This window comes from Halobacteriovorax sp. RT-2-6 (assembly GCF_047085025.1).
GTDB lineage: Bacteria > Bdellovibrionota > Bacteriovoracia > Bacteriovoracales > Bacteriovoracaceae > Halobacteriovorax_A.
This window is the reverse complement of record NZ_JBKIYH010000001.1, coordinates 530,777-543,468: the sequence shown is the minus strand read 5'-3', so window position 1 is coordinate 543,468 and position 12,692 is coordinate 530,777. Positions and strand designations below refer to the sequence as shown.

The 12,692-nt window shown below is 34.7% G+C and carries 11 protein-coding genes and 1 tRNA gene; 9 read left to right on the top strand and 3 right to left on the bottom strand.

Annotation, left to right across the window (positions count from 1 at the left end; translation table 11 throughout):
- On the bottom strand, nt 1–1,710 hold the full coding sequence (locus ACMAYS_RS02465) for a hypothetical protein (RefSeq protein WP_412462676.1): 1,710 nt from the start codon (nt 1,708–1,710) through the stop codon (nt 1–3).
- Nucleotides 1,711–1,993: 283 nt separating this feature from the next.
- On the opposite strand from ACMAYS_RS02465, the gene ACMAYS_RS02460 reads away from it, so the two are divergent.
- The 9 genes from ACMAYS_RS02460 to ACMAYS_RS02420 all read left to right on the top strand — a co-directional run bounded on the left by ACMAYS_RS02460 (nt 1,994) and on the right by ACMAYS_RS02420 (nt 10,580).
- A complete protein-coding gene (locus tag ACMAYS_RS02460) occupies nt 1,994–2,299 on the top strand; it encodes an HU family DNA-binding protein (RefSeq protein WP_021266755.1) in 306 nt (101 codons plus the stop codon).
- A 130-nt stretch (nt 2,300–2,429) separates the two neighbouring features.
- A tRNA-Cys gene (locus tag ACMAYS_RS02455) sits at nt 2,430–2,506 on the top strand.
- Nucleotides 2,507–3,175: 669 nt separating this feature from the next.
- Nucleotides 3,176–4,369 carry a hypothetical protein gene (locus ACMAYS_RS02450; protein ID WP_412462675.1) on the top strand — a complete coding sequence of 398 codons (1,194 nt, stop codon included), beginning with the start codon at nt 3,176–3,178 and terminating at the stop codon, nt 4,367–4,369.
- Nucleotides 4,370–5,049: 680 nt separating this feature from the next.
- Nucleotides 5,050–5,412 carry a hypothetical protein gene (locus ACMAYS_RS02445; protein WP_392860957.1) on the top strand — a complete coding sequence of 121 codons (363 nt, stop codon included), beginning with the start codon at nt 5,050–5,052 and terminating at the stop codon, nt 5,410–5,412.
- A gap of 86 nt (nt 5,413–5,498) precedes the next feature.
- The gene (locus ACMAYS_RS02440; protein ID WP_412462674.1) at nt 5,499–5,873 is read left to right on the top strand and encodes a hypothetical protein; all 375 of its coding nucleotides are present in this window, start codon (nt 5,499–5,501) and stop codon (nt 5,871–5,873) included.
- A gap of 335 nt (nt 5,874–6,208) precedes the next feature.
- Nucleotides 6,209–6,862, top strand: coding sequence for a hypothetical protein (locus ACMAYS_RS02435; RefSeq protein ID WP_392991738.1), 654 nt, complete (start codon nt 6,209–6,211; stop codon nt 6,860–6,862).
- Nucleotides 6,863–6,873: 11 nt separating this feature from the next.
- A complete protein-coding gene (locus ACMAYS_RS02430) occupies nt 6,874–9,513 on the top strand; it encodes a hypothetical protein (protein WP_412462673.1) in 2,640 nt (879 codons plus the stop codon).
- A 206-nt stretch (nt 9,514–9,719) separates the two neighbouring features.
- Complete coding sequence (locus ACMAYS_RS02425) at nt 9,720–10,169, top strand: universal stress protein (RefSeq protein ID WP_412462672.1); 450 nt, start codon at nt 9,720–9,722, stop codon at nt 10,167–10,169.
- Nucleotides 10,170–10,178: 9 nt separating this feature from the next.
- Nucleotides 10,179–10,580: a cytochrome c gene (locus ACMAYS_RS02420; RefSeq protein WP_412462671.1), complete on the top strand. Its 402-nt coding sequence runs from the start codon at nt 10,179–10,181 to the stop codon at nt 10,578–10,580.
- Nucleotides 10,581–10,621: 41 nt separating this feature from the next.
- Here the strand turns inward: ACMAYS_RS02420 and ACMAYS_RS02415 are convergent, their stop codons facing one another.
- Complete coding sequence (locus tag ACMAYS_RS02415; protein WP_103217394.1) at nt 10,622–11,416, bottom strand: hypothetical protein; 795 nt, start codon at nt 11,414–11,416, stop codon at nt 10,622–10,624.
- Nucleotides 11,417–11,579: 163 nt separating this feature from the next.
- The gene (locus ACMAYS_RS02410; RefSeq protein WP_412462670.1) at nt 11,580–12,686 is read right to left on the bottom strand and encodes a hypothetical protein; all 1,107 of its coding nucleotides are present in this window, start codon (nt 12,684–12,686) and stop codon (nt 11,580–11,582) included.
- Between the last annotated feature and the right edge of the window lie 6 nt (nt 12,687–12,692).

Sequence of the window (12,692 nt, the reverse complement as noted above, 5' to 3'; positions counted from 1 at the left end):
CTAATTACTACTTGTTACTGGAATACAGCCCATCTTACGATCAAGTGGTTTGATCGTCGTAGGAATTGATGTCGTGTAACCACTACTTGCTAACTCACTTGAGTGCATTACCTGATAAAGCTTCTGGTACCCACGTTTTTGAACGTATGGTGCATCTTCATCCGCTGGCCAGTAGAAGTAAGTTGGTTGCGACTGAGTATCACTTGTAGGCTTATAGTGAATTCCATCATTAGTTAAATGAAACCAGATTTTTTTCAGTTGTCCTTCTCTAATAAACATTACGTCAGCTGGCTTAATCTCTTGCTTATTACCATCACCAAGGTCTATTACTTCACGAGGACCTTTGGCAAAGTAGAGGCCTTCTGTTGGCGTTCCAATAATTTCACCAAGGGCCTTAAATTCAATATTTGTTGAATTGTATTCAGTATATCCTGGACAAATTGCGCGTCCACTATTGTCAGTAAAGAATGGAATCATAGCAAGCCCAGATTGAATTAGCCCTGACTCAGCTCCTGAACAGGCTTCAGGGAAGCCTCCGTCTTCAACGCTAACATTTGGTGCCACACATGTCTCAAGAGGTGCAAAGTATGATTTAGTCCCGCTAACGTTGGCGCCCATTTCAATCATGCGATCTTTAATTAGGAAATCAACCTTGCGGTTTTCACCATCTGCAATAAAGCGCACATCATTTATATCCCACAGAGAAAAGTGATCAGGCACTAGCTCTAAACGTGGAAATTGTGGAGCATCATCGTTTTGCCCTGTCTTAATATAGTCGTGACAAAAGATTGTATCTGAAACACCTGGTGGAAGATATGGAGTCGGGTAGTCAACAGGCATGTAGAAGTGTTTTCTAACAGTATCTAAGTAGATCTGATCTCTTGGATCGTAGTTAGAGCTTGTGGCCGTCGCACGAATCATACAAGTGTATTGTGAGATAAGTTTTATCTTAAGATTACCTTCATATTCGTCATCATCACCTGGCTCAAATAATTTGAACTGCTCGTAATCACTTTTTGCATTCTCAACACCACTTCCAGTTTCTTCAATATGGAAAGTATAAGCTTCACCAAAGTTTACTGTTGTGGCCTCAAGATTTGCTTCAAAAATATTTGTTCCTTGATAAGTCTTAAGATCGGCCGTGTAACGGCGTCCATCAATATCTGTTGCAACTAATTTACATGAAGGTGGATTTTGAGCACCATTTTCAATTGAGTTGTTACAAAAACCAAAGAGGTTTTGTAGCTTAGAGTCGTCTTTGATTTTTGGCCCAACTGTCACTGTTCCGTATAGGGTAGCAACTGTGGCCGTCTTTTCCTGGCAAGTAGCTGCACATGAAGCACCACTTGTTACCGAGGCAACTTTTTGATTCTTACAAATACAAAAGTCGTCATCAATGAATACAGAGTCACTTGGACGAGCAATCACTTCTGGTGCTGTAATACAAACACCTGCAGAGGCCTCAATATTTTCTCGAGTAAAGTCATCAAGGGTTTCATCGGCCAGAATTTCTTCTAATTGCGCTTCGTCTGCAACGACTTCTCCTTCACCACATGAACTTGCACATACATTTCCTTCGTTCAAAAGAAAGAATAGATCTTCACAAGTATCGATATTATTGATGTCGTCAAAGAATCCATCTGGACGCGCAACCTGTGGAACACAGGAAGATGTGATAAATAAGAATACAATTAAATATATTACCTTCATTGGCCTATTTCCTTAATTTTCTACTTACTTAATCGCCAGTTTTCGTTGACTTCTTTAATTTTAGGTTAATTTCTTACATTTCATTGAAATTCTGTAAAAATAAACGTAATTTTAAGTAGTTATACTGTTAGGAAATAAAATCTAGTGTATAATGATAGTAAAGTTTTTGTGGCACAATAAATATTCCTAATGTTTTTAGCGACTTGGACGATAAGTGAGGTAACTAAAAATCATAGGATTGAGTTTGTGCTCGAAAGAGTTCTCATATCGAGAGGAGATTAGAATGACAAAAGCAGATTTAATTGCAGCAATCGAAAAGCAAGCAAATGTAACGCATAAGCAGGCCGAGACTGTTGTTAATATTTGTTTTGATGACATGATCAATGCTTTATTCAATGATGAAAGAATCGAAATCAGAGGTTTTGGATCTTTCGCCAATCGTAATTATAAAGCGTACGAAGGTCGTAACCCAAAGACTGGTAAGGTAGTAAAAGTACCACCAAAAAAGGTTCCATTTTTCAAAGTTGGTAAAGAGCTAAGAGAAATGGTTGATGAGGGTAAAGACAAGTACGTTATCCGCGAAGCTTAACGGCCACGCATCCTGTTTTTTTTATACTTAAGTATAGGCCTGCCGCATCAGCGGCAGGTCAATATTTTTAAGCATTTAAATTGACTTATTAAAAAATATCCATATTATAGGAAATCTAAAATCATTCTGCGGACGGGTGCTAGAGTGGTCTAATAGGGCAGTTTGCAAAACTGTTTTTCACCGGTTCAAATCCGGTCTCGTCCTCCAAATTCAAAAAGAAAAACCCAGGCTTGTCCTGGGTTTTCTTTTTTAACCTGAAGATAAGCTCGATTTAAACATGTATTCTCCCGGTTTGGGAGGCGTTAAATACCACGATGGTATTTAATGCCGAACTATCCAGCGACGACCAGGATGGGAGGAGTCGGGCAAATTCATCGCATACCAGCAGTAAATTAGTACGTGGATACTTTTGGTAGTTTCAGTTAGTTAAGAAGCTATTTTGTATGATTAATGTATGTTGGCTTTAGAATCATTAGTACTATTAATAGATAGAGTCGATGCATATAAAGTAAGCTAACAATAGAGGCCAGAAAGTCATCTTACTCCGCGAATATGACCTCGTTACATACGTTTCTTAGTGTAAGATGCTAATTTGTCGAAAAGTATCGACGTACCATATGAGTAATCTTTCCAGATGCTTTTTCTTTACGCATGGTCATGCGTAAAGACACCTGAAACTGAAGGTACTAGGGAAAACATTTGTCGACCCAGATGGTTATCACGTTGTTATTCAGAATGCTGCTTGGAAAGAATAAATCATCTTGTCGTAATTTTGCAGTAGTTAGAAGCTTAGTATTCATTTCAGTTAGTTGTACTTCATAACTTGATTTATTCATAAGTTCCTGAATATATTCATTTCTATGTCATAATATGACGATGAGTACACGTATGAAACTATATCTATTTCTTATATTCTTGTGTGCTTCGCTTAGAGCAAGTGACCTTAAGTCAAATCATAAAGATATTGATGCCGTTAAACTAAGTGACTTCCAACTTGTTAATATCGTGTGTAATGAAGAAGACACGGTTGATGTTGTTACATGTGAGTATATTGGTGACGGCTTTTTTGATGGTGCAACTGCCATTTGGAAGATAAACAAAAAAAGAGTCGAGAGGCCTAGCTTTGATGTCAGCACCTTAAAAGAGAAAAATGTTGTAGAGCTATTCAAGCAAACAGGTGATAAAGTAATTTTAAGCAAAACTTATGTTTTCTATAAAAAACATGTTGGTTTAAATCTTAAAAATGGTTTTAAAGAAATTCCAAATATAGTTTACTTTAATAACCAGTCATTTCAAGAAAGCATAGAGCTAAAATATCCGCTTGATACCTCAAAAGCTAAGATAGAAGTATACCTAGAAGAAAAAATACTAGGTGATGCTGGTTTTAGCATTCAAAGTAATCAGATTAATTTAAAGCTAAATCATCTTTATGATAAAGCTAATGTGAAGCTTGTTTACCGCGAAGGAGATTATAAGTCTGAGCTTTATATGACTTATATAAGGGGAGATGGAGTAGTCAAACTGCCAAAAAAGTTTGAAGGAAAGAATGCCTACATTAGCTTTGTTGAAGAAGAAATTGAACGATGGAAAACTGTTTCTCAGAAAATTAGTGATGGTGAGCTTCGAAACTTATTTGATGGAACCTATTTTATATTTATCGATGGTGAGGATCAGCAAGGGAAGTTTGTACAGATCAAAAATGGCAAAGCTGTTGATTTGCATAAGCTAACATTTAAGAATAACGATTACAGCGAAACGTTGAAGTATTACACCTTGGATTCGGCTCCTGCTATCCAAGGAGGTTCTTTTACTTATAAGTCGGGTACTAAGGTCATCTATGAAAAAATAAACTCTGGTGACTCTCGTGGTATATCAATACCGTTAGAGCTTAATCAGACGATAGAGAAAACGTTGCTCTTCGTTGTTGTGAAATCAAATAAAGAAGTGAAGGTCCATCCATATGACTTAAGTAAGATATATGCAGATGCTTCTGATACTGGACTCGAAGTAAATACTATCGTTGAAAAAGGTAGTGATGTGTTTATTTCTTATTGGTATTTTAAAAATTAGTAATTGATTATTTTCTTATTTTTCATCTTAGTGAGTAGGAGTAAGTAAGTGTTAAATAACTCGAATTCAATACTGAAACTATATTTTAACCCAGTTTCTTATTTTGAAGAAAATAGCAATGGCCCAAATCGCTTCATATTATATTTCTTCAATTTTATGAATTGTTTTGCAATTCTTTATTATAATAGAATGCTTGACTTTAAAACGCTTGAAATACCATTTGCTTTTAATAAAGAGAGCTTTTTTTATACGTATTACCATAATCCAAGTTGGACTGATTTATTTACATACACGCTACTTTTCAGTTTTATTTCATACTTTCTTCTGTGGTACCCCGTAACTTGGTGGTTCAAAAAGAATCTTCATTGGTCTGGGGTCAAGGAAGCTCGCTCAGATAAGATTAGATACATTCTAATTTTGTTCAGTACATATTTTACTATACCAATAATTATTACTATTCCATTTTATGTATTCATCTATAGTGAACCAAAAAGTGCTTTAGAAAGCTTGAATCTACTTTTCTGGTTGTTTATAGTTTTTGGAATTATTGAAACTTACTTTTTTTATAAAACGATAAAACGTCTTTTTGTGAACATCAATAACTGGGGGCTTTTATGGTTTGTAATAATACCTATAATATCAGTCGTGAGTGAATTTTTTAGTATATATGAGATGAATATATGAATAAAAAGTTGATTATTCTAATCTCTCCAAGATTTGAAAGGGAAATAGAGTGTCCAACTGGCCATAATCGTCAAATTTTACAAAAAGGTCCGTTTGCAAATTATTTTAAAAGCAACACGGAGCGATTTCTTTTTGTGTTATTCACTATCCTTACTTTAGGAGGATATGCTTATTATTTGATAAAGAATGGCAACAATATCAGGATTAGAAAGCTCCTTGATAGTGGTTATCGTTTAAAGTTCGATTCTGATATTTTTTATGTGAAAAAACATGTTGGTTATCGGTTTATTGATTCAAAGGAAGGAGATAAGGTTCGTTTCGCAAGGACAGGTAGTGCGGATGACACTTTAAAACTATAGATGAAGGTTTTTATATGAGAATTAATTATAAAAAATCTATAATGTTAAAGTGGCTCATATACTTCGTCTTTGTGTTACCGATGTGCATGACATTGCTACTCTTTTGTTTTCTAATTGTAGATGATGAGAGCTTAAGTAGAATTCAACAAACTGCTGTCATTGCCTTAGCGCTTCTTTCTTTAACTACAATGCTAGGAATAGCTTTTCATATCTTTTTATATGGAAAAAAAGAAATTTATATCGAAGTGGATGATCTTCGTATTACATTTTTTAATGGAACATTTTTAAAAAAACACACTTTCTTACTAGAGGATCTAGACTCTTTTTTTATCAAAAGTATTTATGGTAATAAAGTCTTAGTATTTCAAACTTATACAAATCGAAAATATGATTTTCCATTGGGCCATATTGATAGTTGTGATGAAAAGAAATTGCTAGATTCTTTATATCAATATGTGTGAGAGGAAATGATGGAGTAGGAATTTTATAAAGAAGAGTATTTTACCGCGTTGATTCTATATAAATATTCAATAAACTTCCTTCTTGTCCAACGTTGTATTTTTTTCGTTCAAACACTCTGCTATAAAACTTTTGTAAAGATTATTAGTTATGTGCCATTTTCTTTCTAGTGTGATTTCAGAGGCATATCAATCAAGTCTCAGTATTTTATTAAGATCATTTTATTTTTCTATGAAATTGTAACAGGCTCATCAATTTTATCTCATCTATTAATTTAATTGTTAATAAAGTTTATTGGTTACTTGTCGATAAGTGGCTATAAACTAAGGAGGTCTTAATGAAGTTTAATTCGCTGTTAACTATTACAAGTCTGTGTGCTTTACTTATCTCATGTAACGGAAGTTCTATTAATGGACGTTCTCTAAGTTCAGTTTCTAATAATGTCGAAGTTTTTTCTGTCGGCGATATTAAAACAAGTATTTTTTCTCCAGAAGAATTCCGATCGATACATGGGCCAGCATGGGTACTTATGGACGGCGGAAAAGACTTTCAAAGATTAAGAGAATCATTTCCGGAATTATCTCTAAATCAATTATTGGGACATGGAATCCCTGATGCTAGAGGAAAATTTTTAAGAATGCATAATAACGGAGCAAAGTGTACTGAAGAAAATGAAGCTTGCTCTTTTGATGCTCAAGAGGGGCGTGTTCTTGGCTCATATCAAGAAGATGCTTTTCAAAATATTACAGGTACTCTAATACAGATTGCGCACGGTAGAGATGTAGGTAGTTCTGGTTCAGGTGTATTTCAACATATTGGTCAAGGAAACCGAGGAAATGCACAAGGTGGTGGTAGAGCACAAAACTATAAGTTTGATGCATCATTGGTGGCAAGAACTTCTACTGAAACTAGACCTAAGAATATTGCAGTTAATTTCTATGTAAAAGTTATTGGTTGTAATGCTTTCGATAATGTAGAAAATTGCAAATAAGAGGAGTCTAAATGAAGAAGTCTCTTATATTTATCATTTCTTATGCATTATTCTTTCAACAGATCCATGCTTCTCAAAAGCTTATGCAGGTTGTTGCAAGTGAAGATACTGTATCTTTCAAAGATCTAATTGGTAAATTTAATCATCAGATTTCAGTAAATAGTAAAGCTGAAAATGGTTTTAAGACAGTTAGTGGCGGTTTATCTAAGGCAGGTGCTTTCTTTGGCCTCGTTCAAGTTGTACCGTTGTCTTTAGCGGCGACGGGTTTGAGTTTTGCTGTCGATGGTGCAAACCAACTTAGAAAATTAAATAACCATATTAAGGGGCTCGACTCTGAAACGATGTTTGAAGCAATTGAGTTGTCTTTATCTAAACTTGCTGTTGTTAATGAAGAGCGCTTAAGTAAAGTTTTTCTAATTGAAAATGATGAAAAGAGAACAAAGGAGCTTTGGAATTTAATTAAAAATGATGACCTTTTTAGCTCCTTAAAACAGGATCTAGAGCCTGAAGTATTCATAAAAATTGCACAGCCAGCTATTGTTAAGCTACATGATTATACAGTTGAGCTTGCTTCTGAAATTAATAATAATGCAGCAGATATTGGCGATCTTAAAGACAAATACAATAATTTGGAAGGTCGTGTAGGAAAAATTGAAAGTAATCTTAAAAGCTTTGCAAAGGCCCTACATAAAAGAGACAAGAAAATTGATGAATTAGTTGAGTCTCTATCTGATTTAGCAAGTAAAACAAAATCGAGATCAATCGCCTCCGTTGAAGAGGATCTTAAGTCATCATCTAATGGTGATAATAGTGGCGCTGTTGTCGTTGTTTCTCAATCTTCATATCAGGCGTCAGTTGAGAAATGGAAAAATATTGCAGTAGAGGCTTATCAATATGCTGAGGTATCATTAACAATTGCTACAAACCTTGGTCTTAAGGGAAAAGATCTCGAAAGAGCAAATAATGTTTTAAAATATTCTCAAGCGACAGTCAGTGTTATTGCTGCCTTCTCAGGTGATCCAATGTCTATTATGAATGCTACTGCTGCAATCACTGGACTACTTGGTGGGGGAGGAATGGATCCTGATGCTCAAAGACATGCCGAGATGATGGAAGCATTTGGAAAAGTATTTCAAAACCAAAAACTAATGATTGAAAACCAAGAGAAAATATTCAAACAAGTTATTGCTATACGAGATGACTTGGCAAAGTATTATAAGAAACATGAGAGTTGGTATCAAAATTTTGATACAAAGCTTGATAAGGTTTTAGGAAATCAGGCCGTAGCGTTAGATATTCTTAGGGATAATAATCCTCAAGTTCAAAAAATGATCTCATGTCAAAACTTTCTAAATTCAAGGCTAAGCTCTTGTCTTGCTGATGATTTTCGCTACCGTCATAGTAATCTTCAAAACTGTGTTGATGATATTAGAAGAAATGAAGAAGCATTTAAGCCAAATGATGTAGGTAGCTTTGATGTTGTAATTGGTGGTAGTTATGACAGTTATGAGGGGATTGTTGAAAACCTCTACTATGGTGGAGCAAAGGAAGAACTAGCACCTTGTCTAGCTGGGCTAAGAAGTATCCTCGTTCCAAATAATAAATACATTCTTTCTAAAACAAATGTTGATAGAAATGATGACTTTAAAACTGCTTATGATTCCGTAATTAATAGTGAGTATATTCCTTTGTTACAACTGTATAATAAGTTCTTTAGCTCGGCATCAACGAACGGAAAAGATGAGGATAGAGCATTTAGTTCTCTATACTACTCATTAGATGTAACTGATGTGGGTGCTAAGAACGCATTACCAACAAAACAAATTAACATTTTTGATACAAACAAAAAGTTTGATTTTTCAAAGAGTCGAAATTTTTTAAATGAAAAACTTTTAAATCTCTATCATACTAAAGCTCTCAATCAGTATATCTCTTACTTTTTAGAGACTTATTATTACTACTACATTTATGATCAAATCAATGAAAAACCATATCCTAAGCAAAAGGTTATGGAATTTCTAACGAGCAGTAAGAAGCGTGAAAATAATTATGTGAAGTCAATATTTCTAAATGTTTTAGAGGTTATTGATACGGCCTTAAGACAGCAGGCATTGTTATCTGGTACTCAGTTACTCCCTTATATCAAGAACTATCTTTATGGTAATAACGTGTCTAATGATGAAACATGGCTTGCAATAGATAAGTTCATTTCAAGTAATGGACATGCCTCTAAGAATCTTTCAGTGTATATCCTTCATGAAATACTTAAGTATAAGCGAGGTGATTCACAGGAAATTGGTTATAGTGAAACTTTGAATGAGAACCTCCAAGTTTATAATGAATATATTTCAGAAGAATTTCAAAGTTGTCTTTACGATTTCAAAGAGAAAAAATATCCAACAAGTTGTAAGTCTAAGTTTATCAAAAATTTTGATTTCCCATTTATTATTGATGGAAGAGAAATTGTATTCATGAGTGTAGATAAACAAGAAATTCGTCTACCTCTTGCAGAAATTGATGAAGTCTCTAATAATAAATTCTTCTGGTCAAATCAGAGTCGTGAACTATTAAATCTTAGACAGAAAGTTATTTCTGAGCTCAAGTCTAATCCTTATGTCTATAAAGAAGTGCTAAATACACTATCTCGATAGACAAATGTTAGATATCTAATTGTCTAGGTATTTTTTCTTCATTTACTAATGAAGAGAAGATACTTGGGCATTAATATCAGTTAAATACTCAGGTTTATGTTTTATTAATAAAGATTAAGATCTTCTTATCTATAATGTGACGTATGTCATATTCGAGTACTATTGTATAAAGAGATAATATCGATATCAGAACAAAGGGAGGTTCCATGAGTAAGCTAATGATTTGTGTTGATATAACTGATGAGTCTATCAATGCCTATAAGAATCAATTAAAGGATTTCGACTGGAATCGCTGGGATGAAGTTCATCTAGTGCACGGTTTTGAAACACTAGTCTATGCAGATACTTTCTATTTTGCTTCTTATCCGCTTGAAGGACAGATGGGTGATATTGAAAAGTCTGTTTCAGATCTCTTACTGGGTCTTTCTAATCAAATTGTTACTGAAGATTATAAGGGAAAGGTCTTTGGTAAATGTCTCTTTGCTAGTTCTGCAAAGGTTGCACTAAAGGAATATGCTGAAGATAATAAAATTGATGAAATGATCATTGAAACTAGAGGGAAGCACGGAATCTCAGCACTATTTTCCAGCTCGTTTGCGGAATACATGGTAGGCCATGCCCCTTGTCGTCTCATGATTTTACGTGAAGTTAAATAAGAGGTGATTGTGAGGAATTTTATATTACTTTTTATTCTATTTTTAGCTTACTCATCATGCTCAAGCGTTAACACTGAATCACGTCAGTATTATGAAGATAAGAGCATGAGGCATGGAGTTGTTCCAGTGGCAGAGAGTGAAAATAAAACACCTGTGACTCGTATTTATAGTGCCGAATCAGTTCTTAGGGGCAGGCGTATTTATATGAATAAGTGTTCTCAGTGTCATGGTGAAAATGGAAGGGGTGTTGATAAGGTTGATCTTCAAGAATTATCTAAAGAAATCCCTAACTTTAATTTCTACTTATTGGTTTCTAGTTATAAACAGAAGATGCCTGGTTGGAAGAATGTCTTAACTGAAAAAGAAATTAAAGATCTTGAGAATTATATCTATTCGCTTGCTAAGAAATAAGAAAGGCCCCAGTTTAAACAGGGGCCAATATATTAGTTTAATTATCTATTTGAGTGACCTTGGTGTCTAGGACGATAACCTAGGTCCTTAAATTCTTCTTTTAATGCTTTTTTTAGTTTCTTCTTATCGATTACTTGTCCAAAAGTCGTATAATCAAAGTAAGTGTAACGGTATAAAAACCATTCTTTGTATTCTTGTGTTAAAACTGAATCAACACCATCAATTGTTAGAAGATCCATCCAATTAAGCTTAACTCCTACTTCGACACTTTTTCTTTCAAGCTCTCTAAGTCCTGCTTCTGATATTTTGTGAACTCTATCTCTAAAGCCTTGCTCATTACAAAGACTTCCATCTTCATCCATCTTAGTTAGAATAGACATTAAGTCTTCATTTGAAACATGCTTATAGGCCGGAAGATAATTCTTAATTAACCATAGATCTCTTGTGTTACCTGAAAGTACACTGTAGAGACGACTACTTAATTTAAGTTGGCGCTTGTGATCAATACCTGAAATCCCATTCTTATCTTTATTTCCATTTTCCATCACGAGTACAATTCCCGCAAATATTGGAGCAAGAATTGGTAATCCTGCACCTATTGCTACACCAATAATTGAACCCGGGATATAGGCAGCAAATCCACAATAAATAAGATTCTCTTTTAAGTTCTTCTGCTTTGAGAAGCACTCTTTAATCATCTCTCCAGGTATTTTTGATGGGAGATAACTTGTAGACTTTGTTCTAATTTGAATATCTCTTGCGAGTTCATTTTTACAGTTAAAGGCAAAAGTTTGAGTTGCCAGTAGTAGTGATAAAGTAAGTGCTAATTTTTTCATTTCTCGTCTCCATTTTTATTTTTTTTGTTATGGAGGCAAGGTAATGGATATCAGAATTTATCTCATTTACATGAGGTGACGTTTTTAAAAATCATGAATTTATTTCTTACTTAATGGTGGTGGTAAGAGCTAAGTTATTAGAAATACATTTGTTACAATAAACTCATTCAACACGATGGCGCTTTCTCTTCTTGTTTCTGTCTGTCATTTCAAAATCAAGCTGTATCCATTTAGTAATTGTATCGAATAGGCTGATTGTCTCTTTTACATCCAGATTATTTGGGAAGTGAAAAGGATATTTTTTCTCTAATGAAACTTCATTTCCTAGGGTCATTTTTGAATCATTTAAATATTGCCATGTAAGGTACTCTAGAATCTCTGCATCTCCATCAAAATAGATATGCTCCCATGTCGTCTTTATTTCTTGATTGGCAACTTGAGCAATGTCCAGGTCAGATAGAGTAAGGCCTGCTTTATTAAAGTAGAACTCTAGCTTTTTGTCTTTGAGCCAGTATTTCTTGGATTGGATTATTGAAAAGAGCTTCTTAAGCTCTTCTTGTGTTAGGGCCTTTTTTAGATCATTAAAAAGAGAAAAGGCATGATGTCTGGCAAATAATTGTCCAAGGCGCATATTTGGCCTGTGATCGGCCTGCGAGTGTTCTCTGTGGTCAAAGTATTCTTTTGTGGCAACTCTATATGGAAATGGTGCACCTTCACGCTTTATCTTTCTTCTTACTGCCTCGCCGCGAGGCTCTGAGCTCTTTAAAAAGTTACTCAGATATTTACGATCTCTGATATTCATTAAGTCATTTCGTTGGCCAACAAAACCGTTCCATGTTGGATATTCTCCCCATAGTGGCTTTGGGCGCTGTCCGTGACACTCTAGACACTTCGCTTGATTGATAAGCCATTTCTTATTCTCTAGATCAAGGACGAGAAGCTCATAGCGAAGCTCTTCTTGATTCCAAGCGATGGCCTCAATTGAATCTTCTTCGTGTTGATCTGCTTCAAATGTTGAAAAGGTAATAACAAATGAATTTTTCTCATTCCAAATCACAGGCCTTAGCTTATTTGGTGCTGCTGGTAGAAGCGCCCCTGACTTATAGGCCAATGTCATATTTTGATAGTCTTCCTCCGGGATACTTTCAATAACTTGTGTAAGTGTTTGGAAGTCATTTGCTTTGACCCAGTTGAGAAAAGCATCTTTGTCGAGGACCGTGGCCCTCGACATTGATGTGATAAATATCGTTAGAATGATATATTTAAGCATTGTGAC

Bases quoted from the DNA above. Each gene is read 5' to 3' on its own strand.
- ACMAYS_RS02460 (WP_021266755.1), top strand. From the start codon at position 1,994: ATGACAAAAGCAGATTTAATTGCAGCAATCGAAAAGCAAGCAAATGTA.
- ACMAYS_RS02425 (WP_412462672.1), top strand. From the start codon at position 9,720: ATGAGTAAGCTAATGATTTGTGTTGATATAACTGATGAGTCTATCAAT.
- ACMAYS_RS02435 (WP_392991738.1), top strand. From the start codon at position 6,209: ATGAAGTTTAATTCGCTGTTAACTATTACAAGTCTGTGTGCTTTACTT.
- ACMAYS_RS02430 (WP_412462673.1), top strand. From the start codon at position 6,874: ATGAAGAAGTCTCTTATATTTATCATTTCTTATGCATTATTCTTTCAA.
- ACMAYS_RS02415 (WP_103217394.1), bottom strand. From the start codon at position 11,416: ATGAAAAAATTAGCACTTACTTTATCACTACTACTGGCAACTCAAACT.
- ACMAYS_RS02440 (WP_412462674.1), top strand. From the start codon at position 5,499: ATGACATTGCTACTCTTTTGTTTTCTAATTGTAGATGATGAGAGCTTA.
- ACMAYS_RS02450 (WP_412462675.1), top strand. From the start codon at position 3,176: ATGAGTACACGTATGAAACTATATCTATTTCTTATATTCTTGTGTGCT.
- ACMAYS_RS02465 (WP_412462676.1), bottom strand. From the start codon at position 1,710: ATGAAGGTAATATATTTAATTGTATTCTTATTTATCACATCTTCCTGT.
- ACMAYS_RS02445 (WP_392860957.1), top strand. From the start codon at position 5,050: ATGAATAAAAAGTTGATTATTCTAATCTCTCCAAGATTTGAAAGGGAA.
- ACMAYS_RS02410 (WP_412462670.1), bottom strand. From the start codon at position 12,686: ATGCTTAAATATATCATTCTAACGATATTTATCACATCAATGTCGAGG.